Annotated in this window: 22 protein-coding genes and 2 pseudogenes; 12 read left to right on the top strand and 12 right to left on the bottom strand. The window is 68.2% G+C overall.

Annotated elements, in window-relative coordinates; translation table 11 throughout:
• Nucleotides 1-493: 493 nt before the first annotated feature.
• Nucleotides 494-1,261, bottom strand: coding sequence for a GntR family transcriptional regulator (locus ACQEXA_RS53985; protein WP_432921498.1), 768 nt, complete (start codon nt 1,259-1,261; stop codon nt 494-496).
• Nucleotides 1,262-1,393: 132 nt separating this feature from the next.
• On the opposite strand from ACQEXA_RS53985, the gene ACQEXA_RS53980 reads away from it, so the two are divergent.
• Nucleotides 1,394-1,699: a hypothetical protein gene (locus ACQEXA_RS53980; protein ID WP_433133771.1), complete on the top strand. Its 306-nt coding sequence runs from the start codon at nt 1,394-1,396 to the stop codon at nt 1,697-1,699.
• A complete protein-coding gene (locus ACQEXA_RS53975; protein WP_433133769.1) occupies nt 1,696-1,899 on the top strand; it encodes a hypothetical protein in 204 nt (67 codons plus the stop codon). The genes ACQEXA_RS53980 and ACQEXA_RS53975 overlap by 4 nt, the downstream gene beginning before the upstream one ends.
• Here the strand turns inward: ACQEXA_RS53975 and ACQEXA_RS53970 are convergent.
• Nucleotides 1,883-2,917, bottom strand: a complete 1,035-nt coding sequence (locus tag ACQEXA_RS53970; protein ID WP_432923211.1) for an IS630 family transposase — start codon at nt 2,915-2,917, stop codon at nt 1,883-1,885. The genes ACQEXA_RS53975 and ACQEXA_RS53970 overlap by 17 nt on opposite strands.
• A 158-nt stretch (nt 2,918-3,075) precedes the next feature.
• Between ACQEXA_RS53970 and ACQEXA_RS53965 the strand changes: the two genes are divergently transcribed.
• Nucleotides 3,076-3,456 carry a DUF6415 family natural product biosynthesis protein gene (locus ACQEXA_RS53965; protein ID WP_432921504.1) on the top strand — a complete coding sequence of 127 codons (381 nt, stop codon included), beginning with the start codon at nt 3,076-3,078 and terminating at the stop codon, nt 3,454-3,456.
• A 434-nt stretch (nt 3,457-3,890) separates the two neighbouring features.
• The gene (locus ACQEXA_RS53960; protein WP_433133767.1) at nt 3,891-4,088 is read left to right on the top strand and encodes a hypothetical protein; all 198 of its coding nucleotides are present in this window, start codon (nt 3,891-3,893) and stop codon (nt 4,086-4,088) included.
• 112 nt (nt 4,089-4,200) lie between these two features.
• Here ACQEXA_RS53960 and ACQEXA_RS53955 read toward each other — a convergent pair whose 3' ends face one another.
• Nucleotides 4,201-5,436 (bottom strand): IS701 family transposase, encoded by a 1,236-nt coding sequence (locus tag ACQEXA_RS53955; protein WP_432937488.1) that lies wholly within the window; start codon nt 5,434-5,436, stop codon nt 4,201-4,203.
• A 290-nt stretch (nt 5,437-5,726) separates the two neighbouring features.
• Between ACQEXA_RS53955 and ACQEXA_RS53950 the strand changes: the two genes are divergently transcribed.
• The gene (locus tag ACQEXA_RS53950) at nt 5,727-6,629 is read left to right on the top strand and encodes an LLM class flavin-dependent oxidoreductase (protein ID WP_433133765.1); all 903 of its coding nucleotides are present in this window, start codon (nt 5,727-5,729) and stop codon (nt 6,627-6,629) included.
• Nucleotides 6,630-6,711: 82 nt separating this feature from the next.
• On the opposite strand, the gene ACQEXA_RS53945 is transcribed toward ACQEXA_RS53950, so the two are convergent.
• Genes ACQEXA_RS53945 through ACQEXA_RS53925 form a run of 5 tightly spaced genes read right to left on the bottom strand, consistent with a single transcriptional unit; the run spans nt 6,712 to nt 11,321 of the window.
• Nucleotides 6,712-7,434 (bottom strand): ABC transporter ATP-binding protein, encoded by a 723-nt coding sequence (locus ACQEXA_RS53945; RefSeq protein ID WP_432921510.1) that lies wholly within the window; start codon nt 7,432-7,434, stop codon nt 6,712-6,714.
• A 2-nt stretch (nt 7,435-7,436) separates the two neighbouring features.
• Complete coding sequence (locus ACQEXA_RS53940) at nt 7,437-8,168, bottom strand: ABC transporter ATP-binding protein (RefSeq protein ID WP_432921513.1); 732 nt, start codon at nt 8,166-8,168, stop codon at nt 7,437-7,439.
• Nucleotides 8,165-9,202: a branched-chain amino acid ABC transporter permease gene (locus tag ACQEXA_RS53935; RefSeq protein ID WP_432921516.1), complete on the bottom strand. Its 1,038-nt coding sequence runs from the start codon at nt 9,200-9,202 to the stop codon at nt 8,165-8,167. The genes ACQEXA_RS53940 and ACQEXA_RS53935 overlap by 4 nt, the downstream gene beginning before the upstream one ends.
• On the bottom strand, nt 9,199-10,077 hold the full coding sequence (locus ACQEXA_RS53930; RefSeq protein WP_432921519.1) for a branched-chain amino acid ABC transporter permease: 879 nt from the start codon (nt 10,075-10,077) through the stop codon (nt 9,199-9,201). Before ACQEXA_RS53930 ends, ACQEXA_RS53935 begins: the two co-directional genes overlap by 4 nt.
• Nucleotides 10,078-10,085: 8 nt before the next feature.
• Nucleotides 10,086-11,321: an amino acid ABC transporter substrate-binding protein gene (locus ACQEXA_RS53925; protein WP_432921522.1), complete on the bottom strand. Its 1,236-nt coding sequence runs from the start codon at nt 11,319-11,321 to the stop codon at nt 10,086-10,088.
• Between the two features lie 600 nt (nt 11,322-11,921).
• Between ACQEXA_RS53925 and ACQEXA_RS53920 the strand changes: the two genes are divergently transcribed.
• Nucleotides 11,922-12,974, top strand: a complete 1,053-nt coding sequence (locus tag ACQEXA_RS53920; protein WP_432921525.1) for a LacI family DNA-binding transcriptional regulator — start codon at nt 11,922-11,924, stop codon at nt 12,972-12,974.
• A gap of 540 nt (nt 12,975-13,514) precedes the next feature.
• Here the strand turns inward: ACQEXA_RS53920 and ACQEXA_RS53915 are convergent.
• Together ACQEXA_RS53915 and ACQEXA_RS53910 are read right to left on the bottom strand one after the other, a co-directional pair.
• Entirely contained in the window at nt 13,515-13,982 is a 468-nt protein-coding gene (locus ACQEXA_RS53915; protein ID WP_432921528.1) for a hypothetical protein, read from the bottom strand.
• A gap of 8 nt (nt 13,983-13,990) precedes the next feature.
• Nucleotides 13,991-14,104, bottom strand: a complete 114-nt coding sequence (locus tag ACQEXA_RS53910) for a LacI family DNA-binding transcriptional regulator (RefSeq protein ID WP_432921531.1) — start codon at nt 14,102-14,104, stop codon at nt 13,991-13,993.
• Between the two features lie 429 nt (nt 14,105-14,533).
• Here ACQEXA_RS53910 and ACQEXA_RS53905 point away from each other — a divergent pair, with 429 nt between their 5' ends.
• The 3 genes and pseudogenes from ACQEXA_RS53905 to ACQEXA_RS53895 form a co-directional block, all read left to right on the top strand.
• Nucleotides 14,534-15,481, top strand: a complete 948-nt coding sequence (locus ACQEXA_RS53905; RefSeq protein ID WP_432921534.1) for an NAD(P)-dependent oxidoreductase — start codon at nt 14,534-14,536, stop codon at nt 15,479-15,481.
• Between the two features lie 134 nt (nt 15,482-15,615).
• Complete coding sequence (locus ACQEXA_RS53900) at nt 15,616-16,875, top strand: M24 family metallopeptidase (protein ID WP_433133763.1); 1,260 nt, start codon at nt 15,616-15,618, stop codon at nt 16,873-16,875.
• Nucleotides 16,876-17,202: 327 nt separating this feature from the next.
• Nucleotides 17,203-17,472 (top strand): annotated as a pseudogene (locus ACQEXA_RS53895) (substrate-binding domain-containing protein); the annotation flags it as partial.
• A gap of 225 nt (nt 17,473-17,697) precedes the next feature.
• Here the strand turns inward: ACQEXA_RS53895 and ACQEXA_RS53890 are convergent.
• Nucleotides 17,698-17,880: a hypothetical protein gene (locus ACQEXA_RS53890; protein ID WP_432921540.1), complete on the bottom strand. Its 183-nt coding sequence runs from the start codon at nt 17,878-17,880 to the stop codon at nt 17,698-17,700.
• 471 nt (nt 17,881-18,351) lie between these two features.
• On the opposite strand from ACQEXA_RS53890, the gene ACQEXA_RS53885 reads away from it, so the two are divergent.
• The 3 genes and pseudogenes from ACQEXA_RS53885 to ACQEXA_RS53875 all read left to right on the top strand — a co-directional run bounded on the left by ACQEXA_RS53885 (nt 18,352) and on the right by ACQEXA_RS53875 (nt 21,041).
• On the top strand, nt 18,352-18,807 hold the full coding sequence (locus tag ACQEXA_RS53885; RefSeq protein ID WP_432921543.1) for a hypothetical protein: 456 nt from the start codon (nt 18,352-18,354) through the stop codon (nt 18,805-18,807).
• A 1,158-nt stretch (nt 18,808-19,965) separates the two neighbouring features.
• Nucleotides 19,966-20,370: pseudogene (locus tag ACQEXA_RS53880) on the top strand (helix-turn-helix domain-containing protein); the annotation flags it as partial.
• Nucleotides 20,268-21,041 carry an IS630 family transposase gene (locus tag ACQEXA_RS53875; RefSeq protein ID WP_432921848.1) on the top strand — a complete coding sequence of 258 codons (774 nt, stop codon included), beginning with the start codon at nt 20,268-20,270 and terminating at the stop codon, nt 21,039-21,041. The pseudogene ACQEXA_RS53880 and the gene ACQEXA_RS53875, both read left to right, overlap by 103 nt.
• Before the next feature lie 16 nt (nt 21,042-21,057).
• On the opposite strand, the gene ACQEXA_RS53870 is transcribed toward ACQEXA_RS53875, so the two are convergent.
• Nucleotides 21,058-25,023, bottom strand: a complete 3,966-nt coding sequence (locus ACQEXA_RS53870; RefSeq protein WP_433133761.1) for a carboxypeptidase regulatory-like domain-containing protein — start codon at nt 25,021-25,023, stop codon at nt 21,058-21,060.
• Nucleotides 25,024-25,422 lie beyond the last annotated feature (399 nt).

Raw genomic sequence — 25,422 nt, 5'->3', positions numbered from 1 at the left:
GGACGACCGTGCGCACCTGCCTGCGTCCACCGAACGGGGGACACACATGCCGGTGCGACACAGCAACCCCTAACCCCAGCTCCACTCCCCCGTACCGGAACCGACACGATCAGCAACACGCCCGTGAAGAACGCCTCCACCGGGCCGACCGAGCCCCAACGCGCCGACATGCCCCGGACCGTGGACGGCAGTCGTACTGCAGGCACAGCTGTACAGCGACCAGGATCCCCTCGAACACAGGGGACGACCACCGGCGGGCGCACGCCTCGGCACGCACCCGCCGACCGTCCCGGCCAGGAAAATGTCAGGGCATCAGCGCGTCCCGGTCTGCGGGCACGCGGGCCGCGCCGTCGACAAGGCCCGGGCTTGCGAGGAACGCAGCGGGCGAGTGCCCAGACACCGATACGGATGTGGCCTGGCACCCGGCCACATCCGCGGAGCGGAAGCGGGATCCCGGCTCAGACAGCCGCGAAGCATCGCCGGGTAGGCGTCCTCACGCCTTTGGCTGCTCGACAGAGATCTCATAGGCGATCTCCCAGCGCACGTCCGGCACGACGATGTCTGCCGTCTCCACAGGCCGACCGTCCCGGTCGTAGTAGGTGCGCTCGATATGTGTCAGGAGATCACCGACGCTGATACCCAGTAGGTTTGCCTCTCGCTGCGTGGCCCGGCCGGGGCGCGGAACCTCCACGGCTACGTCGAGGGCGATGCCGATGGATTGCATCCGCTCAACGACCCCCATGCCGGCGAGCGGCCCCATCTCCGGCAGGACAATGGGCGTTTCGCCAGTGATGGCCATCGGCTCCCACGACTCGCAGAGCTGGACGGGCTGGTTGTCGGCGAGAAACTCGTACGAGGTCTGCACGCACGGCTCGCCGGGTTCGATGGCCAGGCGCCGGGCGATGTACTCCGGCGCGGGCACGCGGGCCTCGCTATGGGACTCCCAGGTGCCGCGTCGACCCTGTTCCTTCATGTCGGCGCGGAAGGGAGAGCCGCCGCGCCACTCGCTGTGACGGGATCGCACCATGCGCAAGCGCTGCCGCGGCTCGGTGACATAGGTGCCTGATCCGGCGCGCCCCTCGAGGAGACCTTCGATGATCAGGCGCTCACTGGCCTTTTTCACCACGTTGTCGCCGACGCCGTACTCACGTGCGAGCTGGGCGCGCGAAGGGAGGCGCTCGCCGACGGCCCATTCCCCTGCCGTGAGGCGGCGCCGCAGGTCGTCTGCGATGACCATGTACGGCGGCGGCTCCGTGCCCATTCGGTGTCTCCGTGCTGCCCACGTCCGGGCGAAGTTGCCAATCCACTTGGTGCATTGACAATCTAGTGCACCAGCTAGAAACTAGTGCACTAGAAACACGCTACGTGATCACACGTTCACCTGAGGGGACCCGTGCGTTCGAAGGCCGAAAGCATCGCCGCACGGCTCGCTGCCGCCGCGGGTTCCGAGGTGCATCGCACGACGGGGCCGGCCGGTATCCGCTTGGAGGCAGACCTGCCCCCGGAACTCAGCGAAGCAGCTCACGAGATCGTCCTGTCCGCCATCGCCGAAGCCGACGCCTACGGCCACGAGCGCACAGGGGATCGCAACTACGTGTGGGCGATGGTGCACGGCGAGAACCCCAATGAAAACCCGGCGGCCGCTGACACGGCCCCGAGAGTGGTCAGCACTCAACCCAGCGAGGGAGCGTCGACATGACGCACACTACGGCTCCGGCACGGCCCGAGGTCAAGATGAGAATCCGCGCCCATTCCGTTAGCGCCGACAGCGTCGTCACCCAGGACCGCGGCACCCTCACGAGCATCCGCGGCGAGGACCTGCCGAGCCACGTGAACGGCTTCATGAACGGCTTCTCGAGGTGCTCCTGCCCGCGCTGTCCTGCTAAGCGGCTTGCCTGAAGTTCTGCGCGTAACTCTTCGGCAGCCAGGGCGAGGCCCAGGGTGCGGCGGTGGTCAGCATCTGGGTGGGTGAGCGCTGCCGGAAGAAGGCGTGGACCTGACGCAGGCGGCCCGGCCAGGTGACGGCGGTGTTGGCAATGTGGGCCTTCAGCGCGGCCCAGATGCGCTCGACCGGGTTGTCGTGCGGGCTGTAGCGGGCGCCGAACAGCAGGCGCAGGCGGGGCTGGTCGGCCAGGTAGGCGGTCACCGCCTTCGCGTGATGAATGCTGTCGTTGTCGCAGACCACCGCGACGACCGGGGCGGCGGGGTAGGCGGCCAGCAGTAGCTGGAGGAAGGCGACGAAGGCGGCGGCATTGCGGCGGCCCAGGGTGTAGACCCAGGCGCCGGTGGCCACTTCCAGGGCCCCGAAGACGGTGGCCTGCCGGTTCTTGCCTGGGGTGGCCACCTGCTGCCGCGTCCCGCGCAGGATCCAGCTCGCCCGCACGTGCGGCAGTAGGTGCAGGTGGGTCTCGTCCTCGGCCCAGACCACCGACCCGTGGGGCAGGGCGGCGAGTTGGCGGCGCAGGGCGGCGAGGGTGCGCCTGCGCTCGGGGTCACCCCTGGCCACCAGGCGGGGCCGCCGCCAGGCCGCCTGTTCGCGAGTGTGCCGGTACACGGTGCGCAGGCTCATCTTCGGCCGGCCCAGGCGGCGCCAGATCCGGCGGATGGTCCACGGCCCGGGGCGGGTCAGCAGGCGGCGGATGCGCTCGCCCAGCCTCGGCCCGCCGAGCCGGGGCCGCCCCGCGCGGGGGCGATCGGCCAGGCCCGCCAGGCCGGCGGTGTTGTAGCGATGGATCCAGCGGCGCACCGTGGCCGGGTGGTAGCCGAGCAGCTCGCCGATCTCTCCTGCGGTCATGCCGGCCGCGGACAGCAGCACGATCACCGCGCGGGAGGCCTCTCGCCACCGGTGATGCAGCAGGTGATACAGGTGCTGGTACGCCGGACCGGGGCGGTTGGCGAACACGGATGCCGGACGCATACTGGCCTTGACCTCGCCGGTTTTGTCGTAGTTTGGTCAACCTCGATACAACACCCGGCGAGGTCTTCTCGTCATCGAGGCCATCGCGCCAGGCCGCCGCTGCCGCTCCAGATTCCGCGCAGAACTTCAGGTCATCCGCTTAGGCAGGCGGTGACGTCATGACCGGCGCTGTCCACACAAACAGCGAGACCGGCGCTCCGGACATCGAGACGATGCGTGAGACCGTCAACCGTCTCTTGGACCCGGACACCGTCCCCGAGACACTGCCGCCCGCCTCCGACGAACTGGACACGCTGACCCTCCAGTTGCGAGGGCATTTGGACCTGCTCATGCCCGAGGTTGAGCAGGCGGCCGGCAAGCTGGCGAGGAACAGCGTCCCGAGGTACTGCGCACTCGCCTGCCTAGGAGAAGCCCGCCAGAAACTCGCGGCTGAGCCGAGCCCCAAACTGGGGGGTGACCTCGCGTACGCCCGCCGCCTGGCTCGCGTCCTCAACGCCTTGTGCGACCACTTCGAGGCCCTCGACAAGGTCCCGCTGTGAAGACGATCACCGGCCTGCTTGTCTACGTGGCGGCCGCGACCGCCCCCGTCCTCGCCCTGGTGCTCGCGCGGACGCCGAACTGCCGCACCCCCACGGTGGCCGCTGCGGGCCGGGGCCGCACCCGCCATGCCGCCATCCCACCGGGTTCCACAAAACCTGGCGAGGCGGGAACCACCCACCCCGTCGGATCTCCGCAAGCCTCCGGCGGGTCACGACTACAACCACGAGGACAACATGACCGCCGTAGTGGAAGCACCCACCCGCACAGCCCCGGGCATGGTGACATTCCTCGAGCTGGAGATCACCCGCGAGTGCCAACGAACCTGTGCCTCTCACTGCTACGCGCAGGCCAGCCCGGGCGTCGGCCACGGCTCGAGACCGGAGACGCCTGGCGGCGCATCATCACCGACGCGACACGCGTCGGGGTGACGAAGATGCAGTTCATCGGAGGAGAGCCGACACGGCACCCCGACTTCGACCACCTGCTGCGGCACACCCTAGGCGAAGGCCTCGACGTGCAGGTGTTCAGCAATCTATTCCGCGTCCGCCCGAAGTGGTGGAAGCTGTTCGCAGACTCCCGCGCCTCCGTCGGCACGTCGCACTACTCCGACGACCTAGTAGGGCTTGGTTAGGTTGGGATGGGCTTGGTGTGTCTGGGTGGGGGCAGCGGCGTCCGGCACAGCGGGCAGCGCCCGGCCCAGCAGGCCAGCAGGACCTGCAGTCCGGCCACGACCTGGTAGGTCGTCAGGCCGTGGCCGCCGCTTTCGGGGACAGTCGCTCCAGGGTGCAAAACGCCTGGGCGACCGAGGCCAGGGTGAGGTGCCGGTGGAAGCCGTTCCAGGTGCGGCCCTCGAAGTGACCCAGCCCCAAGGCGGTCTTCAGCTCGCGGTAGTCGTGCTCGACCCGCCAGCGGAGCTTCGCCGAGCGCACCAGGTGCCGCAGGGGGGTGTCCGCGGGCAGCGTGGAGAGCCAGTACTTGGTCGGCTCCTTCTCGCCGGCGGGCCACTCGGCCAGCAGCCAGCACACCGGCAGGTCCTCGCCGGGGTGCGCCCGGCGCAGCCGCACTCCGGCGGGGCGCACCCGCAGTGCGGCGAACCGCGAGCGCAACGGGCCCTTGGAGCCCTGCCGCCAGGTCACCCGGTGCAGGGCGCCGTGCCCGGCGTCCTGCACCAGCGTGCGCACCGAGGTGGGTGCCTGCCGGTAGCGGGGCACCGGGGGCCGGCCGGTGCCCGACCAGGCCGGAGCGGTACGCGTGGCGGTCTCGGGCAGCACCGCGGTGTCCGAACGCACCCCGACCACGTAGTCGATGCCGCGCTCTTCCAACGCCAGCCGGAAGGCACCGTCTTGACCGTAGCCCTCGTCGGCCACGATCAGCGGCGGGTCCAGCCCCCAGCACCGCAGCTCGTCGACCATGTCGACGGCCAGCTGCCACTTGGCGACATGCCAGACCTCGTCGGGGATGTGGGCCCGGCGGCGGCGCTTGGCCACCTGGTCGGCGTCCTCGGCGGGCGCGGCGGTCACGTCCCACTGCTCGGGCAGGAACAGCCGCCAGTTCACCGGACAGGAGGCCGCGTCGGTGACCAGGTGCACGCTCGGGGCGACCTGGCAGTTGGCGGTCTTGCCCAGCGCCCCGCAGTACTGCGCGGCCACGCCGGGCGAGGCGTGGCCGTCCTTGGGAAAGGACACATCGTCGATCACCCAGGCGGCCGGGCGGATGACCGGCTCCATGCGCCAGGCCAGCTCGGCCAGCACCATCTGATGGGACCACGGGGCGTCGGCCAGGAACTGCTGCAGGCCCTGCCGGTCCACCCCCAGCCGGGCCGCCATCGGCTCCATCGACTTGCGGCGGCCCGCACCGAGCAGCCCGCGCACATACCGCTCGCCCCACCGCCGCTGGTCGGACCGTCCCAACGGGGCGAACACCTCGGCCGCGAACGCCGCCAACCGGTCCTGGGCCTCCACGAGCTCCTGCGGAGTCATGGCCCTCACCTCCGCGAGGCCAACACGCCCTCCTTCCCCCAAGATAACCAAGCCCTACTAGACGACCACGGGCCATACCGGCAGCCACGCCAAGACCCGGGCGAACATCGTCGAGGCAATCCTCCGGCGCATCCCCATCAACGTCGGATCATCCACATACGGGACGGCCGGCGCACCGACCAGGCCCGGGCGGAGATGCTAGCGCTCGGCGCGAACGCGTGCACATCGACCACGTGCGCGGCATCGGCAACGCGGCCCGCGTCCTGCTCTCCGTGACCTAGCTAGGTTCGATGAGATTGCTCAAGCTTGGGTGCGATGGGACACCAACGGCGAAGTCGGCCTCGCGACCATCAGATGCGCGGCCGGCCACCTCATACCCGGTTCGTCGCGTGCCTGCCTGGAGTGGGCACGTGCACCGCCCCGTCTGCGCCGGCCAGGCCATGCTCATTGCGCGTGTCACACGCGATTCGCCCGCAGAGCTCATCACCCTGAAGACCGGCACGAACGTCGTCGATCAGGCTGCAATTCATGAGAGGAGCACCGTGAAGATCTCCAGTGCATTCGCGTCCTCCTTGGACGCACCCGCTCACATCGTCACCGCAGAGCGCCTCGGCTACGAGCGTGCGTGGCTCTACGACACTCCCCACCAGAGTCCCGATGTGTGGATGCTGCTGGCTCTCGCGGCGGAACGTACCGAGCGCATCGGACTCGGGCCGGGTGTGCTGGTACCGATTCTCCGCCACCCGATGGTGAACGCGGCAGGGGCCGCGGGTCTGGCCGCCCTCGCCCCGGGACGGGTCGCTGTCGCTTTCGGAACCGGTTTCACCAGCGCTCGCGCCATGGGCACCAAGCCCGCCACCTGGGCATTCCTGCGTGAATACATCGCCGCGTTCCGAGGGCTGCTGGCGGGGAAGACAGTGGAATGGCAAGGCGCCCGCCTCCGAATCTGCCTAATCCGAAAGCTGCGGGGCGGGAAGACGGCAGTCCACTGCAGTTGCGCTCATTCTCATGACGACGCGGGAGGGCCCCGGGCTCGTCCGCGCGCAGTGGCGCCGGCGGCGCCCTTCAGGTCTTTGAGGAGCGTGGTGCAGCCCCTGATCAGCGCATTTCGTCGGTCCCCCGGTGTCTGCGCGCCGTTATGGGGGTGCGTACCACGGGAGATCGCAGCTGCCGGGCCGCCACCGGCCGTGTAGCGGCTCGGGAACGGCCGCTGCCCCTGCCCGCGGTCGGTGTCCGTGAGCAGGGCCGGCGGGGAAGGGGCCGTTGGCGTGTCACCTACCGCGGCGCGGCTCCCAGGTAGAGGCGGGCCACCTCCGGATCGTCCAGCAGTTCGGCACCGCTGGCGACGAGGCGGACCCGGCCTGCTTCGAGGACGGCCCCGACGTCGGAGGCGGCGAGACCGGAGCGTGCGTTCTGCTCGACCAGGAGCACGGTGCGGCCGTCGGTGGCGAGTTGCCGGATGCTGGTGAAGACCTGCTGCCGGGATTTGGGATCCAGGCCGATGGAGGGCTCGTCGAGAAGGATGAGTGCGGGGTCAAGGATCAGGGTCCGAGCAAGTTCGACTTGCTTCTGCTCCCCGCCGGAGAGTGAACCGGCGTGCTCCCGCGCCCGTTTGGTGCAGATGGGAAAGGTCTCGACGGCCCGTTCGATGCGGGCCTGCATCACCATGTGGTCCTTGAGCGTGTAACCGCCCATGAGGAGGTTGTCCCACACGCTCATCGCTGGAAACAAGCTGCGGTCTTGGGGGACATGGACGATACCGAGCCCCAGCCGTTCCCTGGGCGAGAGCTTGCCCAGGGGTTTGCCGCGAAAGGCGACGGTGCCTTCTTTCGGCCGCAGCAGCCCGCTGATGGCCTTCAAAACGGTTGACTTCCCTGCCCCGTTGGGGCCGATCAGGCAGGTGACGGTCCCGGATTCGACGGTCAGGTGGACGCCCTTGAGGATGTCGCCGGCACCGTAGCCGGCCACAACGGCGTCGAGGGTGAGGATCGGGGCCACGGTCAGCTCCCCAGGTAGGCGTCGAGGACGAGAGGGTTGGTTTGGACCTCGCCGGGTGTGCCGGTGAAGATTCGCTTTCCCTGGTCGAGCACGATGACCGGGTCACACAGCCGCATGACGAAAGTCATGTCGTGCTCGACGATGAGGAAGGTGACTCCAGCCGCGTGCCGTTGCCGGATGTGGTGTTCCATGGTTTCGATCATGACTGGGTTGACGCCCGCGGTGGGCTCGTCCAGGAGCACCAGCTCCGGGTCGCTCATCAGTACGGCGGCGAACTCCAGCAACTTGCGCTGCCCATAGGAGAGTTCGGAGGCCAGCAGGTCAGCGACGGGTGCCAGCCGGAACTCCTCCAGCAGCTGGCCCGCCCGCTGGCGGTCGGCCCGGCTCACCCGCCGGGTCAGCAGCTGCCGCCAGCTGTAGCCGCCGGCGACCACCAGGTTCTCCTCGACGCTCAGCTGCGGGAAGACCCGGGCCTGCTGGAAGGTGCGGGACAGGCCGCGCCGGTAGAGGCTGCCCGCGTCCAGGCCGGTGATCTCGCGGCCGTTGAAGCGCACCTGGCCGCCGTCGGGCCGCAGGTATCCGGTGATCAGGTTGAACAGCGTGGTCTTCCCCGAGCCATTGGGGCCGATGAGGGCGGTGACGGTGCCGTGCTGGACGGCGAACGAGCAGGAGTCGACGGCCAACGTTCCACCGAAGGCCTTGGTGGCGTCGGTTACCTCGAGCAGTGCGGTCACGGGTGGCTTCCTTCTGTCGTCGGCACGGCGGCGCCGGGGGCCGGACGCGCGGTGGACAGGCCCGCGTCGACGACTCTGGCCCGGTTGCGCCGCCGGATCATGTCCTGGACAGTGGGCAGGATGCCGCGCGGCAGCAGCAGCATGATCAGCAGGAACACCAGAGCGTAAGCGATGAGGTAGACCTGGCTGCCGCCGAGCTGGTAAGCGAGGTACTGCTGGGCGGATTCCAGGATGAAGGCGCCGATGACCGGGCCCCACAAGGTGGCACGACCTCCGAGGAAGGTCATCAGGACGATCGCGATCGTGATCAGCGGGTCAATGGCGAACTGCGGGTAGATGAAGCCCTCGTAGTAGCCCCAGACCGCACCCACCATGGCCGTGAAGCCGACGCTGAGGGCGAAGGCCAGCAGCTTGACTCCGGTGGTGCGCACGCCGATGCCGCGAGCCTTGTCCTCGTCCGCGCGTATCACAACCAGACTCAGTCCGACCTTGGTGCGCGTGATCGCGTACGTGACTGCCATCGCCATCGCAAGCAGCACGAGCAGCACGTAGTAGAAGGGCCGGTCGAAGCTGGCACCCGAGAAGGGCGGCTGCGGCAGGGCCAGCCCCTGTGCGCCTCCAGTGATGCTGTGCAGGTTGAACGCCAGGGTCTGGGTGACGAACAGCAGCGTGATGGTGACGATGGCGAAGACATCGGCCCGAGTACGCATCGCCACTGCCGCGATGGGCAGGCCGAGGACGGCACCGAGCAGGCCGATCACCGGCAGCGCCCAAAATGGCTCGTAACCGCTGGTTACGGAGTGGTGGGCGAACCACAGTCCTTCCACGTAGGCGCCGATGCCGAAGAAGGCGGCGTGGCCGAGGGAGGGATAGCCGGCGAATCCGCCGACGATGTTCCAGGCGCTGGACATCACCGCGAACATCAGGGTGAAGATCAGCATGTTGAGCGCCCAGTGCGCCAGATTGAACGACGGCAGGGCCGCCAGCAGCGCAAAGAAGACGATGGCGCGTGCTGCGCCACGAAACGCTTTCATATGGCCCCCCTGGTCGCAGTGCCGAACAGGCCTCGCGGCCTCAGGAGAAGGATGAGGAGGATAATGACGAAATACGTCATGCCGGACCAGGACGGTGAGAGTGTCGAGGCGACCACGGCGGAGGAGACCGACACGATCACCGCACCGATCACGGCCCCGACCACGCTGCCCAGACCACCGAGCAGGACGATGGACAGCAGCAGCGAGATCAGGTCGTAGTGACTGCCGGAGTTGAAGGGATACAGCAGTCCGTAGACGGAGCCGGCTGCTGCCGCGGTTGCCGACCCGAGCCCGAAGCCGAGGGCGGACACGCGCTGGGCCTCGACGCCGAGCAGGCGGGCGGCGTCCGGGTTCTGCACCGTGGCGCGCACGGCTCGGCCGAAACGCGTCCGGTTCAGCAGCAGGTACAGAAGGCCGAGCGCCACGAGCGAGAGCAAGAAGCCCCACAGTCGCACCAGCGTGATCTGGTAGCCGAAGACGGTCCAGCTGGCGTTGACGTAGGAGGTGCTGACACTTCGGTAGTTGGTCTTCCACATCACGCTCATGACGCCCTCGATGAGCAGGGCGACGGCGAAGGTGACGAGCAGGCTGAGTTCGGAGCGGTCCTCCCTCTTCAGCGGCCGCAAGAAGCACACCTCGACCGCCACCCCGAGCGCGAACATCACGACCATGGTGATCGGGATGGCCAGGAACGGGTCGATGCCGAAGGAGGTGAACAGTTGATAGGCCAGGTAGGCGCCCAGGATGACCATGGCTCCCTGCGCCAGGTTGACGACCTTCATGATGCCGAAGATGAGGGTCTGCCCGGAGGCCATGAGCGCATAGACGCCGGCGGTGAGGATGCCGAGGATGAGGGCCTGGATGAGGCTGTGCATGGCCTGTGTCACCCGCCCCAGTTCGGCTTGGGATAGACCGGGGCGACCTGGGCGACACCAGCGGGGTAGACGGGCACGAGCTTGCCGCCCTGCCACTGGACGAGGGAGAACCCGCCCGTCGGAGAGCCGTCGGCCTTCCAGGCCATGTTCCCGAGCAGAGTGGGCCAGCTCCCCGAATGCAGGGTCTGGGTGATCGTGGCGTTGTCGATCTTGCCGGTCTTCTTGGCGACCTCTTCCAGCAACTGCCCGCAGGCGTAGGCCTCGGCGGACGTGTTGTCGATCTTCTGCGGGGTGCCGCCGTACTTCTTGAGGTAGGCGGCGGTGAATTCGGCGCTTCCCTGTGCGGTGGACCCCGGATACCAGTCACCGGAGGACATGACACCCGTGGTGTTGCGGGCACCCACCTTGTCGGGGAACTGTTGCGGGGAGTTCGCGCCGTTCGACTGGAACATGAACTTCGGGTTGAAGTGCAGCTGCACCAGTGCCTTGACCTGCTGGTAGGCGTCCTGAGTCTGGGTGCCACCGACCAGGACGTCCGGGTGAGCTGCGGCAACTCCGGACATCACCGGGGAGAGGTCCTGGGTCTCGGCCGGATACACCTGCTTGTAGACAGTCTTGATGCCCGCGGCCTCGAACTTGGCTCGAACGCTTTCGGCTACCGGGGCGGCGAACGGGTCGTCCAGCTCCGCGTAGGCGGCGGTCTTCGGCCGCTTCTCGGCCGGGAGAGACAGCATCCAGTTGGCGAACACGTCACCGGAGCGAGTGGAGGGCGCCGGTTGGACGAAGAAGAGGTTGTTCAGGTGCTGTTCGAAGACCTTCGGACCGCCGCCGGCCGGCTCGAGGAAGGCATATCCGTATCGCTTGGCGACCTGCGCCGCCGGTATCGTGAGCAGGCTGGAGAAAGGGCCGAATACCAGATCGACATGGTCCTGGTTGATGAGATTCTGGTAGTTGGTGATGACCTGGGTGGGGCTGGACAGGTCGTCGACGATCTTGATCTGCACCTTGCGGCCGAGCAGGCCGCCCTTGGCGTTGACCGAGTCGGCCCACAGTTTGTAGCCGCGCTGAACAGCCTCACCGGAATCGGCGAAGTCCCCGGTGAGCGACACCGAGGCACCGATCACGAGCGGGCCATGGGCCGATCCGGCGCCATCGGAGCCAGAGTTGGCGCAGCCGGTCGCTGCCAGTGCGCAGGCAGCGACAACCGCGGTCCAGGCATTCCGGCGACGTGCGTTGCGTTTCATGGGTCGTCCTTGTGAGTGGTGTGTGGAGAGGTCATCGCACCAACCAGGGCTGTGGCCGAGCTGGCCGGCCCGCAGCGCAGCTGGGCGGACCCGGTGGAGCAGTTACGAGGAGGCGGGCTGCGCGGCCGCCCTCCCTTCAGCGGGGTTGCGCAATGTCACCGGCGCAAGTTGGTGGCGGGCGAGTGCCTCAGGGAATCCACGATCGCGACACCGCGCGCGGCAGTGATTCGGCCTTATCGCGGGTGCGGGTGGTCTACGACCGGGTTTGACATGCTGCCTCATCTCTTGAGAACGGCACACCCACCGGCCGATCCTTGCAATCGGATGCGGCACCGCCCCGATCCTGGCGCAGCGCCCGATCAAGAAGGAGGCGGGTGGCTGGACAACAGTCGCCTGATCGTCACAGTGGAGTAACCACCGCGGTTGCGACCAGATGATTGGCAATCGATTGCACGACGCCCCATGTTGTGCAGTACGCCACACGGTGTCAAGAGGTCGGAGAACCCGTCTTGCCGCTGGTCCGCCTGCAACCAGGCGGCCGTGCAGGGTGCCGTGTGCGAACGGTTGCAGCGAGGGCTGGGACTTCTTTAGAGTGCTGGGGTGAGTAGCCGCGCGACGATATCCGATGTGGCGCGCCTGGCGGGGGTGCACAAAGCGACCGCCTCCCGCGCCCTGAATCCCGCCACCAGCGGTCGGGTGAAGGCGGCCACGGCTCGGCGCGTCCAGCAGGCGGCCAAGCAACTGGGCTACACCCCGAACGCGGTCGCCCGAAGCCTGCGCACCAACCGCTCGTTCACGGTGGGCGTGCTCCTGCCGGACCTGACCAATCCCCTCTTCCCCCCGATCGTCCGAGGGATCGAAGAGGTACTCAGCGTTCAGGGCTACACGGCTTTGCTGTCGAACACCGACAACGACGACGACCGGGAACGTGCCCAGTTCCAGGCGTTGATCGACCGCCAGGTCGACGGGTTCATCATCGCCACCGGTCAGCGACGGCATCCACTGCTCGAGGGGGCCTTCGAGGCGGGAGTCCCGGTCGTGCTGGTGAACCGCGGCACCGATCAATCGATGTTCCCGCTGGTCAGCGGGGACGACGGGACCGGGGTAGCGCTGGCCGTCGACCACCTGGTCGAGCTCGGCCACAGGGCTATCGCCCACCTGGCGGGCCCGCCGGGACTGACCACCAGTCTGGTGCGCACTCGCGCCTTCCGGCAGGCCTCTCAGGCGCATGCTCTGCCCGCCGACCTGACTCCGGTGGTGGCCAGCGCCGCGTACGAGGAGAAGGCCGGCGCGCGGGCCGCCGAAGAGCTGCTGGATGCTCACCCGGAAGTGACGGCGATCGTGGCAGGCAATGATCTCATCGCCCTCGGCGCGCTCCACACACTGCGGGCACGCGGCCTGTCATGTCCACAGGACGTGTCCGTGATCGGTTTCAACGACATGCGCTTCGTCGACGAATTCCAGCCGCCGCTGACCAGCGTCCGTGTGCCGCACCAGGAGCTCGGCGCCGAGGCCGCCCGCCTTCTGCTGGAGCAGCTGCAGTCGGACCCGGAGCAACCACGCTCACGCCGGCCGATCCCCAAGACCGTCATGCTGCCGGTCCGGCTCGTCGTGCGAGGATCTACGGCCTCTCCCCGGACCCAGACTTCCTAGTCCTGTCGCTGGGCCGCTGTGCTGTCATCCGTGGCACCCGGCCCACAGCCGTGCGCGGGTCCACCCGCCGCGAGGGCGGGGCAGCGCGCGGGAGATCATCACTACTTGCCTCGCTGCTGCTGCTCCCCATGACCTCGCGCTGGGCAGTTCACCTATGTCAGGGTCCCTCGTGGGGCCCGTCCCGCCCAGGCAGCCATCGTTCCGTTCATCGCCATGACTCCCGCGTTTCTATGTGGCTGCCGGCCTTCCAGCACGGGTGGAGTGCCACCGCATGCGCCACGCTCCTGTGCGGCGCATGCGGTGGCGACTTGGGGAGAACGCCCGGCCGCCCACACGCTGCGTCCGCGGGCACATCAGCGAGCGCGGTCGGCGGATAGTGGAAGCCGAGATTGCCGTCATTCACCAGCGAGTCGCCGGTGCACACCGTCTGGTCGACCGGTCAGCGACTTTTCCACGGCTATCCGCGTTGACCAGCGGTCCGAGTCGGACACCTTCGTCGAAGCCGAGTCCGGCCCTGCGCGCGGCCATGGCTGGCGGGGGTCACCTCCCGCCACTGATCGCGGACCGGGACAACTCGGCACCAGAACCGGCCGTTTCCGTCGGCCCCCGTTGGGCGTCGATCCACTTCCCACCCCGAATCTCCGCGCGACGACGACGCTGGCCTGCTACTCCCGCGCTAAGCGTCCGGTCGGTGCAACGGTTGAGGAGCACGATGGGTACTCCGGACTTGCGCGCCTCCTCCAGCAGTGGGTGTTTGCGCCGCGCCGTGGCGACGATGAATCCGTCGGCCTGACGCCCCTGCAGGACGTCGAGTTGATGGCGCTCTTTGACCTCGTCGCAGTCTGTATGGGCCAGCAGCGCGGTGTAGCCCCGAGGCATAAGGGCCGCCTCGATGCCCCGTGCCATCTGGGGGAACAGCGGATTGGTGAGGTCTGGCATCAGGACTCCGACCGTGAACGAACTGTTCGTCCGCAGGCTGCGGGCGGCGGTGTTGGGGGTGAACCCCACCTCCTCCGCTACGACCCTGACCGCCTGGCCGTCGCCGGGCGCACCCGCCCGCTCGTGCGGGGATCGAGGGCGCGGGACGCCGTGGCCTTGTGGACACCAGCAAGTCGTGCGACGTCGGACATGGTGCGGCGCTCACTCGCAGGCGCAGTCTAGGGACGCCGGCCACGTCACCACAACCGATCGCCATGCGATGCAACGCCCACCACTTCGTCCCCTTGCGCCTCCTTCCGCCCCCTTCCAGATTCTCAGTCGCGTTCCGCGAAAGACCGCACGCCCCTTGACAGTCCTGCAGCTACAAAGCCAGCATTTGGCAATCGGTTGCACACTGGCGCGGGCGAGTGACGCGCCTACTCCGCTCGCCACGGACACGATCTGCAATCACCGCAGATCAAACGTTTGCTTTCTCGTTGCGCACTAGGCTCGAACGATATTTTCTTCGAGCAATCGAACGCATGTCACCAAGCCTCTTTCGGCTTCTCCGCTGCGGCGGGGACTGCCGCCGGTCGGCATGCCGACCCTGCTGAGCCGTCTTCCAGGAGTGAGGAACAAGCATGACGTATGTCGCCACGGACCGCCCCCGCATCGGCTGGATCGGTACCGGCCGTATGGGATACCAGCTGGCCGGCAGGCTGCTCGACGCCGGCCACGATGTCGCCGTCTACAACCGGACCCGGGCCAAGGCCGAGCCGCTGTCCGAGAAGGGCGCGACAATCGTCGACCGGCCCGAGGAACTCGCTGGCCGGGACGTCGTCTTCGTCATGGTCTCCGCCTCCGCGGACCTGGAGTCGGTCACCACCGGCCCCGGGGGCGTGCTCACCGCGGAGAACGCCGCACCGGGCGTGCTGATCGACAGCTCCACGGTGTCCACCCAGGTCTCCGCCCTCGTACGGGAAGCGGCCGCCAAGCGCGGCACCGACTTCCTGGCTGCGCCGGTCAGCGGCAACCCGAAGGTGATCACGGCCGGCAAGCTGACCGTCGCGGTCTCCGGCCCACGCGCGGTGTTCGACGCCGTCGAGCCGCTGCTGAACCTGCTGGGACGCGGTGTGACCTACGTCGGTGAGGACGAGGTGGCCCGCCTGGTGAAGATTGCGCACAACGTCTTCCTGGGTGTCGTCACCCAGTCGTTGGCCGAGATCACGGTGCTCGCGGAGAAGGGCGGAGTCAAGCGCTCCGCGTTCCTTGAGTTCCTCAACGACTCGGTGATGGGCTCACTCTTCTCCAAGTACAAGTCGCCGGCGTTGGTCAACCTGGACTTCAAGCCGACCTTCACCAACGTTCTGCTGCGCAAGGACTTTGACCTGGGACTGGCCGCCGCCCGCGAACTCGACGTCCCGATGCCGGTGGCCTCGGCCACCGCGCAGCTCGTCCAGGCGGCGATCGGCGCCGGTCACACCGAAGAGGACTTCGCCACCCTGATCCTCGAGCAGGCACGCCGCTCCGGTATCACGCTGGCACCGGAGAACGTGACGATGGACGACGGCCTGACCTCCCAATCCTGAGTGCTCGGCCGAACCTGCACCAGGAGCCCTGGCAGGTTCGGCAAGCCCGTCGCCAGGCGACAACGCCCTCCCTCGACCGCCCGGACGGCCCTTCGCCGGTTTCCTGGGCAACGTGACAAAGGATGTACCACACGATGAGAGTGACGAGCGCGAGCACCTCGCGCCCCATCCCGGCCCACGGCCACAGCGCGGTCGATTACGAAATGCGCGTGGACTACGACCGGCTGCGGTCCTACCGACTGGAGCGCGCTCGTGGCGTGCTGGAGGCCAGCGAGTGCGGTGCTTTCCTGCTGTTCGACTTCTACAACATCCGCTACACCACGCAGACATGGATCGGCGGCGCCCTCGGGGACAAGATGACCCGTTACGCCCTGCTGACCCGTGGCGGAGACCCGGTACTGTGGGACTTCGGTTCCGCCGCCAGGCATCACCAACTGTTCGCCCCGTGGCTGAAGCCCGACAACTCCCGTGCCGGCATGCTGGGCATGCGCGGCGCCATCGCCCCGGATGCCGGTCTGATGGCCTCGGCGGTCCGTGAGATCAAGGGCATGCTCGAGGACGCCGGTGTGGCGGACCTGCCGGTCGGTGTCGACATCGTCGAGCCGCCGTTCCTGTTCGAGATGCAGCGGCAGGGTCTGAAGGTCGTCGACGCCCAGCAGACGATGCTCGACGCCCGGACCATCAAGTCGCAGGACGAAATCGCCCTGCTGTCCATGGCCGCGGCCATGGTGGACGGGGTCTACCAGGACATCGTCGACGTGCTCAAGCCCGGCATCCGGGAGAACGAGATCGTCGCGTTGGCCAACAAGCGCCTGTACGAGATGGGCTCCGACCAGGTCGAGGCCATCAATGCGGTCTCCGGCGAGCGCTGCAACCCGCACCCGCACAACTTCTCCGACCGTCTCATCCGCCCCGGCGATCAAGCGTTCTTCGACATCATCCAGTCCTATAACGGCTACCGCACCTGCTACTACCGAACCTTCGCGGTCGGCAGCGCCACCAGCTCGCAGCGTGACGCCTACACCAAGGCCCGTGAGTGGATGGACGCCGCCATCGCCGTGGTGAAGCCGGGGGTCGGCACCGACGAGGTGGCTCGGGTGTGGCCGGCCGCGACCGAGTTCGGTTTCGCCAACGAAATGGCCGCCTTCGGCCTGCAGTTCGGCCACGGACTGGGCCTCGGTCTGCACGAGCGGCCCATCATCAGCCGGCTGAACAGCCTGGAGAACCCGGTGGAGATCCAGGAGGGCATGGTCTTCGCCCTGGAAACCTACTGCCAGGCCTCGGACGGCTTCTCCGCGGCACGCATCGAAGAGGAAGTCGTGGTCACCGCCGACGGACCGCAGATCCTCACGAAGTTCCCGGCGCAGGAGCTGTACGTCGCCAACGCGTACTGAGGGGACCCGCCCAACGGCCGGGCCCGTGCAACGGGCCAGCGCCATGGCACACGCGGGCATCATGGGCCCGTGCACCGCAGCCCATATCGCCCCTCCCCAGAGGCCGACCCCGTATGGAACCGCCCGGCAGCGCTCTGCGCAGCGAACCGTGACGACCGCTGGCCGGGCGGCCCGCCCTGACCCGCGGGTGCGAGGGGAAGGGCAGTCTCCCGAACAACCGGAGACCTGCCGCGAGCCGTTGGGGCGACGGCCAACGATCACGGATGACATCCCGGCTGTGCGGCCGGAGTATCAAACCAGTGTCCGTAATCGCCACTCGGGGTACTCGACGCGCTGGCGGCGTTCGGACTGCGCTGCCCTGAGGACATGTCCGTGGCGGGTTTCAACGACATGCCGTTCCTGACGCGGATGTGCCCGCCGCTGACGACCGTGCACGTGCCCCAGCAGGAAATCGGCGCCGAGGCGGCACGCATGCTGCTGAAGTGCATCGACCAGCCCGGGCCGCCCCGGTCACTGCTGCGTCCGCGCCTCCACTGGTCCGGTGCCGCAGGGCTGACGAACCGGTTGCTCCCGCGCTTGCCCGGGCCAGGGATCTGAGCCGACGGGTGACGCGCGCTTGCCGATACGTGGTGGCGACGCGGTGAGTCCGGTGCCGTGTGCTCGTCGGTCGCGTACGGAGCACGGGTGACGTCGACTGCGAACCGCCGGCTCCCTCTCCACCCGGTCGATCGGCGCCGACTGCCCGACCGCGAACTTTGTCGAGGCGTATATGCCCCAGCCCGGGAAGCTTTGGAAGCCGGCGATCGCTGAGACGTTCACCTCCTAGAGCGAGCGCACCTCGGAGTCCGTGCCCTCCTCGACCGCGCCGAGCAGGCCGCGGCCGGCGTTGTTGACCAGCACGTCGACGCCGCCGAAGTGCTCGACGGCTGCGGCGACCGCGGCGTGCGCGGGCGGACACGGACGGCGAGCGGTCATCTTCAGCCCCCAGCAAGGCAGTTGACTCATCCCACCGGCCTACGACCAACCCGACATGCCGTCAACCCACACCATCACCGGATTTGACGAACTACCGGTAGTTGGCCACTTTGAGTATCACAGTCGGCCGCACAGTTCCTTCGCGAACGTTCTGCCGACCGTCCGTGCGTACCTGGAGCACGATGTTTGGGTGATAACCCGTGCAGCATGGCGACCCGGGAGGACCGACTTACACGTCATTGCTCTTGCCGTAGCCGATGCGATGACGTCACAGTCGTACCTCACGACCTTGGGGGTGGCCGGATGTGGCGTACGCGCGTTCGCCGGGTACTGGTTTCCGCTGCGGGCGCGTGCGCCCTGCTCGCTGTGCCGGGCTGCGATGGCGGCGGAGGGGGAACCGCTAAGCCGTCATCCTCCACAGCGGCATCGCACACGTACACCAGCCAGTCCTTTGGAGCACCGCTCACAATCATCGTCCCCACCTCGCTGGGAAGCCGACCGGTGTCGGACACCCGCACCTTTCTGACGTGGGTGAAGGCCGGCAACAAGGTCCGATTCCTGCTGCCCGCGGTGGTATACCGACCAGGTGGCAGCGGAAGCCCCGAGAAGCCGCCCGCCACCTACCAGGGCTACGTCGCATACCTTCGCGAGCAGGCCGGATATCACGCGAACTGGCGGGACGAGAAGATCACGACCGTCAGTGGCCGGGCCACCACACTCCTGACGGGCGACACCAATGAGCCGATGGACGGATCATTCGGCTGTCCGACGGCCAAGGCTGACCCGGGCAAGGACTGCTTCGGCCTCCAGCCTGATTACGACTTCCGCGTGGCCGTCATCGACGCCCCCGGTGGGCCGCTGGTGGCATGGACGCCCGTCGACACCACTCAGGTCGTGAATACTTCGCCCGTCTTCAGGCGGTTCGAAGGCATGCTCCAGACCCTCACATTTCGATAGTTCGGCAGAAATGATCTCGATCGCCGAGGCCCAGTCGTCCTGATACGACGTGTCCCCGGGCGCTGACGGCCAGGGTGGCCAACTATGGCGCTCAGTGGCCAACTACTAGCTGGACCACCTTCCCCTTCGAAGGCGGCTTCCAGGCCAAGCCGCTGCAGCCGCCCGTCCTGCCCGAGTCCGCCCGCAACGGCGAGGGGATCTCGCCGATTGCCGGACCTGCCGCACCCCGATCACCGAAGCGTTGTGGGTTGATGAGCACTGGCGGCTGGACGCACTCGGCACCCAGCTGCGGCTGCCCGCGGCGGTGTTGCTCCAGCTCCGCGGCCACTGCGCAACGAGATCCTTGTAGGCCTGATCAAAGGTGGTCTCGGCCTCCCCCAACCCCGTCACGTGCTGGCTGCCGAGCGAGATGTGTGGGCTGTTGTATCTGAGCTCCAGGTCATGGATTCGGTCTCGGGCGGTGTCGACCCGTTTCTGCGCCCTCTCGAACGCGCGGCCGTCGAAGGGCGAGACATGCTACCCATAGTGCAGGAGCAGCGCGGGCCGCCGTTGGCAGAGGTCACCGCTGCCTCGCATGTTCATGCTCCGCGTAAGCCGTTCCAGGGCGTCGCGAGGTGCCGCAGCACGGCACGCGCCCGTCCATCTCGGGAGAACCCGTTCCGTCGTGAGCCATTGTCGTCCGCTCCGTCCGCCAGGCGAAAGGAAGCCGCGAAGCGCAGGAGGGGCACCAGATCGTCTCCAGGTCCGAACCCGCGCTGACGAACGCCGGGCTTTGCCGCCGATGCACCTGCACAAACGCCGTCCGGTCGCACATCGCCTCGAACGCCGCCGACACCAGGTCGCCAACCTCGACACCGGGTTCCCCGTACGGGTCGGCCGGACTTCGGAAGTTTCGGCCAAGCCTCGGGGCGCCGGGGTGCGCGGCCGCCGGGGAGTCAATGCTGCCCATGGCGACACGCCGGAGAGGGCTACGACCGCAGCGCGGTCGGGGCCCCCGTGGTGCGTTCGGCGGGCCCTTGCCCGGGGCGGGGGCCGGGCGGCATCACCGCCCAGCCCCCGCCCGGTGAGCCGGGCAGGAATTACTGATTTCGGCGTTTTGAGGTCAGGCTGGGGCTGGTCCTGTTGGCGTCCTCCGGATGCGGCGGTAGACCGGGAGGTATGAGGTACGCAGACGGTGGCGGGATGAACGCCAAAGAGCGTGCACGGCGTGAGGTAGTACGCCTGCGGGCGTCCGAGCTGTTCGCGGCCGGGGCCGGCGTCCCGGAGGTGGCCCGGCAGCTGCGGGTGTCGCCGAAGTCGGTCTACCAGTGGCGGCGGAACTGGGCCGCCAGCGGCCCGGCGGCCCTGGCCTCCACCGGGCCGGGCGGGCAGCGGTGCAAACTCGGCCCGGCCCTGCGCGGGAAGCTGGCCGCCATGCTGGAGCAGGGCCCGGCCGCGCACGGCTGGGATGAGGACCAGGTGTGGACCGGTGCCCGGGTGGCGACCCTGATCGGCCGGAAGTTCCACGTCTCTTACAGCGTCTCGGGGGCGACCCGGCTGATGCGCCGACTCGGCTTCACCCCGCAGAAGCCCGCCCGGCGGGCTGCCGAGCGCGACGAGGCAGCGGTGACCGCCTGGAAGGAAGGCGCCTGGCCGGAGGTAAAAGGACACAGGCGGCCACCGGCGGCTGGATCTGCTTCGAGGACGAGGCCGGTCAGCGTCAGCGGCCGCCCACCGGGCGCACCTGGGGCCGGCGGGGCCGCACCCCGGTGGTGACGGTGTCCGGCCGCCGGTCGGGCCGCATCTCCATCGCGGGCCTGATCGCACTGCGGCCCGGTTCCCGGACCCGACTGTGCTACCGGATCCGCGTCCATCACGGCCGCAGGGGCGAGCGGCGCAGCCTGTCGGAGACCGACTACATGCGGCTGGTCGATGGCGCCCACCAACTGCTGCGGGCGCCGATCGTGCTGGTCTGGGACCGGCTCAGCACCCATGTCTCGAAGGCGATGCAGCAACTGGTGGCCGCCCGCCCGTGGCTGACCGTCTTCTTCCTGCCCACGTACGCACCGGAGTTGAACCCGGTAGAGGGTGTGTGGTCGCAGTGCAAGCGCAGTCTGGCCAACCTCGCCGCCGGTACGGTCGACCGGCTGGAATCCCTGGTCCGCAATCGGCTCAAGAGCCTGCAGTACCGCCCCGCAACACTCAACGGCTTCATGACCGAGACCGGACTCCAACTCGACTCACCACCGCCCTGACCTCAAAACGCCGAAGTCAGTAGACCTTCAGCAAGGTGAAGTCCAGCTTCGTCGTCTCTCCCCTCCTGATCTTCACCGTCGCCGTCTGCGGCTGGTAGCCGCTGAACGCGCAGATCACCTGCAGCGGGTCGTTTCGGATATCGAGCCACAGCTGGTAGTGGCCGCTCGCGTCGGTCCTGAGCGTGTAGTGGCCGGCCGACGTGTTGATTTGGACCGTTGCGCCGGGCAGCGGACCCGACGCTCCGGTGACCGTGCCGCTGATCTTGCCCCAGGACTTGGGCGGGTTGACGGTCATCGACACGGGCACGAGCTGTGTCGGGTACGGCGTGTCCGTCTGGATCACGGCGCTGGCTGTGTACGTGCCGGGTTGTGTGATGTCCGGGACATTCGCGTCGCCCGTCACGGTGACCGTGACGCTGGCCCCCGGTGCGATCGTGAGTGTCGTCGGGTTCACCGAGAGCCAGCTCACGTGGTTCGTCTCGCCGCAGTCGACCATGCCCGGCAGCACCTCGGAGGCGGCCTCCGTCGCGCTGTCGCCGAGACCGTCCGTGAGGACGCCGCCGATCTTGTAGAAGCCGCACGCGCTGCCACCGCGGAAGAGCGCGTTGTTCGAGTTCGCGATCGGCGTCCAGGTGTCGCTGACCGGGTCGTAGGCGAATCCCTGATTGGTGAGGACGCTGCCCTGCTGCGTGAGACCGCCGGAGACCAGCAGCCTGCCCTCGGCCGCCGTGCTCCCGGATCCCCACAGGTCGATCGGTAGATCGGCCACCGCTGCCCACGTGTCGGTGTTCGGGACGTAAACGTACGTGTGGCGTATCGAGCCGCCGTGGTCGGTTTCACCGCCGGCGCAGTACAGCGCACCGGAGATCGCGCCGCAGGACTCCCAGCTGACCGCCTCGGGGTAAGGGGTGCCGTGGCTCCAGGTGTCGGTGGTCGGGTCGTATACCATGACGTCCGTGGTGCCGCACGTGAACCTGTCGCAGCCGCCGACGACGTACATCTTGCCGCTGAGTACGGCGACACCGGCGGCGGCGAACGGATGCGGGTTCGCTGCCGCCGTCGTCCACGCATTGGTTGCCGGGTCGTAGACCTCGGTCGTGCCGTCAGGGGCTCCGGTGTCGCCCCAGCCGCCCGTTGCGTAGATCTTCCCGTTCAGCGCCGCCATCGCCGGCTGCTCGCGGACATCCGCGGGGTCGGCCAGCAGGGACCAGGTACCTGCGGTGGGGTCGTAGGCATACAGCCTGTTCAGGTCCGCGTTGCCGTCGTCCCCGAACGCTGAGTAGACCTTGCCGCCGAGCGAGACAACGCTGTTGTCCTGGATCGGGGTGGGGTAGTCGGCGATCGTGGTCCACGGTGCGTCGGCCGGTACCGCGGTGTTGGGTTTGGCATCGGTCGCCTTGCGGCTCGAGCCGGTCTTGTCGTGCAGGGAATGCGGTGAGTATGTGCCCTTGATCCGCGTGGTGGGTGCGCCGTGCGCGGTCATCGGCGTGGAGCCGCCGACCTGCTCACCGAGGGTCACCTTGGCCGGTGCGGTGCCGGTGTTCTTGACGGTGACGGCCTGGCTGGCCTGCCCCTGCCACGGCGTGGTGAGGCCGATGCCAGCCGGCGTGACCGCGATCCTGCCGGCCTTGAGTTCGAACGGCGTCCGGGTCACCGCGTCCGCCACGACAGTGACGTGGGCGGTTGCCGTGGCGTAGTTCCGCTTTGCCGCCGTGAAGTCGTGCGTACCGGTCAGCGGCGAGAACATCGAGTAGAAGCCACCGGACAGATTCGGGTCGTCCGAATCCGCCGTGGTTGTCACATGCTCGGCCGGTTGGTCGACGCTGGTGACGGCCGCGCCGACAACCGGCTGGCCCGTGTTGGCGTCGGTGACGGTTCCGGCCACCAGGCCGCCGGGGACCAGATCGCATGTGCGGTTGCCGAGGAAGACGTTGTCCACCTGCCATATTCCCTGGAGGACACTGGTGAAGTGGAACCGCACCTGTACCGCGGACTGGTGGGCGGCCATCGGCAGCGGCACGTCCTCGACATCCGGGCCGTACACGGCCGGCTGGTACCCCCGGTGCCAGACGTTCGTCCAGGTGGCGCCGCCGTCCGTGGTGACATCGACGTCCGCGTTGGACTTCCATGGATCGTATTCGGTGTTGAACGTCAGGTCCGGGTGCGCGGAATCGGAGAAGTCGGTCACCGGGGAGATCACAGACATGTCCCCCGGGTTTGCCGCGCTCATGGCCTTTGTGGAGTTGACGGCGAAGCCGCCGCTGCCGCCGGTACGGTTGCCGAGCCGTTGCGGGTCGTTGAACTGCCATCCGCCCACGGCCGTGTTCTGCAGGGTCCAGCCGGACGGAGCCGACGTCCCGTCGAACGTCTGCGTCGTGCCGGTACGGCCGCCCGTGTATCCGGATGCGGTGCAGGCATACACGTCGATCGGGACGCTGAGATCAGCGGTGATGTCGGAGGTCCCGACGGTCACGTCCTTCGACACGGCCTGGTAGCCCGGGTAATTCGCGTTCACGTGGAGCCTGTACGTCTGACCCTGCGGCAGCGTCAGGCTGAAGTGGCCGGTGTACGGGTCGGTGTGGACCCCGCCCGGTACGCCGTCGGCGGTGATCGTCGCATACAGCGGCCAGGCATGGCCCGAGCCGTCGGTGACCGTACCGGATACCGTCGACGTGGGGAGCGGGTCGAGCGCGAAGTTCTCGGTCACCGAGCCGCCGTCGGTGACGGTGACGTCGTTGATCGTCTTGCTCGCGTACCCGTAGTCCGCGGCCGTCGCGCCGTACGTGCCCACTGGCACCGAGGCGCTGTAGTGGCCGGAGGCGTCGGTGATGGCCGTCGCGTCGTTGACCGTTACCGTGGCGCCGGCCACCGGTTTGTTGGTCGAGGAGTTGGTGACGGTACCGGTGACGACGCCGTGCGGACCGGCGGTGAACGCGGCGAGACCGTTCGGCGTGCCGAGCCCGGTCGGGCCGTCATAGCCGGGGCCGGCCGTGCACAGGTACACCGGCGTGCACGCGCCGTTGGAGCCGGCCGTCACGTCGTTCAGATGCGCCGTGTCGGCGTACGGGTACTTCGCCGGGTTCGTGTTTGCGACCGGGGTACCGGCGTCGGCGTACACGCCCGCGATGATCGGCGACGACGCGCTGGTGCCGCCGAACACGTTCCAGCCGCCGATCTGGTAGGAGTCGTAGACAGCGACGCCGGTCGCGGGGTCGGCGACAGCGGAGACGTCCGCGATGGTGCGATTCGTGCAACCAGTGTCATTCTGCCAGGACGGCTTGGGATCGTATGCGGAGCAGCCGGAGCCGGTGCCTTCGCTGCTGGAGGTGTTCCACACCGACTCGCTCCAGCCCCGGGAGTTGCTCGCCCTGGTCAGCGAGGTGCCGCCGACGGAGGTGACGTACTGGGAGGCAGCCGGATACTGGGCACCGTAGCCACTGTCGCCAGCGCTGACGGTGATGGCGACGCCCGGGTGGTTGAAGTACGAGGTATCATAAGTGGTGTCGGAGGAGGACTCCGAACCGCCGTAGCTGTTGGAGACGTACTTGGCACCGAGGCTGACCGCCTCGTTCACCGCCGTGCCCAGGTCGGACATGGTCGCGAAATCGGCCTCGACGAGCACGACGTGCGCCCGCGGGGCCACCGCCGACACCATGTCCAGGTCGAGGGAGATCTCACCGGCCCAACCGGAGTCCGCAATCGGGTAGTTGGTGCCGCCATGCTCGTCGACCTTGCGGAAACACCCATTGGCCGTCGTGCACGGCGGCAGGCCGTACTGGGAGCGGTAGATCGCCAGGTCAGCCTCGGCGTTCGGGTCATCCTGGGCGTCGACGACCGCCACCGTCTGGCCCGCACCGCCGTTGGCCGGCAGCCCGTACGCACTCGCCAGGTCTGCCGGACCGTAGCCGGACACCGCAGCGAGCGCTTGGAAGCCCTTGCGCGAGACGACGTCAGTGCGCCGCTGCGCGAAGCACCGCGCCATACCCTTCTTCTTCGGCAGGGCACATAGCGTGGTGGCGTGCTTCTTCGTCGACGACGCAGGTGGCGCCGCGGACGTGGCGGCCCCGCCCCTCGCGGCGCCAGTGCGCCCGGCGGCCACGGGTGCGCCGGACGACCCAGCGCCAACGCTCGCAGCGGCCGGACAGGCCATACCGAACATCATCAACATGGCGGCCACAACGGCCCCCACTATTCTTCGTCGCAGTCGGGGTGCTTTCCGGATGGGGTCCACGGAGATCCTTCAATAGACATGCACCGGTGGCTCGTTGAGCACCGAGACCGTCGGTGACTCGCCGAGGCCCGATGGGATCCGGTTGAATCCGTGCCTGACACCGTCGTAGACATGCAACTTTCACGACAAGGGATCTTCACGGCGGGAAAC

This window comes from Streptomyces sp. CA-106110 (genome assembly GCF_050936285.1).
GTDB lineage: Bacteria > Actinomycetota > Actinomycetes > Streptomycetales > Streptomycetaceae > Streptomyces.
This window is presented reverse-complemented; position numbering and strand designations above follow the sequence as displayed.

Excerpts from the sequence above, each read along its gene's own strand:
- ACQEXA_RS53910 (WP_432921531.1), bottom strand. The coding sequence starts at position 14,104 with ATGTCCGACGTCGCACGACTTGCTGGTGTCCACAAGGCCACGGCGTCC.
- ACQEXA_RS53960 (WP_433133767.1), top strand. The coding sequence starts at position 3,891 with ATGCAGTTCATCGGAGGAGAGCCGACACGGCACCCCGACTTCGACCAC.
- ACQEXA_RS53970 (WP_432923211.1), bottom strand. The coding sequence starts at position 2,917 with ATGCGTCCGGCATCCGTGTTCGCCAACCGCCCCGGTCCGGCGTACCAG.
- ACQEXA_RS53935 (WP_432921516.1), bottom strand. The coding sequence starts at position 9,202 with ATGAAAGCGTTTCGTGGCGCAGCACGCGCCATCGTCTTCTTTGCGCTG.
- ACQEXA_RS53930 (WP_432921519.1), bottom strand. The coding sequence starts at position 10,077 with ATGCACAGCCTCATCCAGGCCCTCATCCTCGGCATCCTCACCGCCGGC.
- ACQEXA_RS53985 (WP_432921498.1), bottom strand. The coding sequence starts at position 1,261 with ATGGGCACGGAGCCGCCGCCGTACATGGTCATCGCAGACGACCTGCGG.
- ACQEXA_RS53900 (WP_433133763.1), top strand. The coding sequence starts at position 15,616 with ATGAGAGTGACGAGCGCGAGCACCTCGCGCCCCATCCCGGCCCACGGC.
- ACQEXA_RS53925 (WP_432921522.1), bottom strand. The coding sequence starts at position 11,321 with ATGAAACGCAACGCACGTCGCCGGAATGCCTGGACCGCGGTTGTCGCT.
- ACQEXA_RS53965 (WP_432921504.1), top strand. The coding sequence starts at position 3,076 with ATGACCGGCGCTGTCCACACAAACAGCGAGACCGGCGCTCCGGACATC.
- ACQEXA_RS53905 (WP_432921534.1), top strand. The coding sequence starts at position 14,534 with ATGACGTATGTCGCCACGGACCGCCCCCGCATCGGCTGGATCGGTACC.
- ACQEXA_RS53950 (WP_433133765.1), top strand. The coding sequence starts at position 5,727 with ATGAGATTGCTCAAGCTTGGGTGCGATGGGACACCAACGGCGAAGTCG.
- ACQEXA_RS53975 (WP_433133769.1), top strand. The coding sequence starts at position 1,696 with ATGACGCACACTACGGCTCCGGCACGGCCCGAGGTCAAGATGAGAATC.
- ACQEXA_RS53890 (WP_432921540.1), bottom strand. The coding sequence starts at position 17,880 with ATGAGTCAACTGCCTTGCTGGGGGCTGAAGATGACCGCTCGCCGTCCG.
- ACQEXA_RS53870 (WP_433133761.1), bottom strand. The coding sequence starts at position 25,023 with ATGGCGCGGTGCTTCGCGCAGCGGCGCACTGACGTCGTCTCGCGCAAG.
- ACQEXA_RS53955 (WP_432937488.1), bottom strand. The coding sequence starts at position 5,436 with ATGACTCCGCAGGAGCTCGTGGAGGCCCAGGACCGGTTGGCGGCGTTC.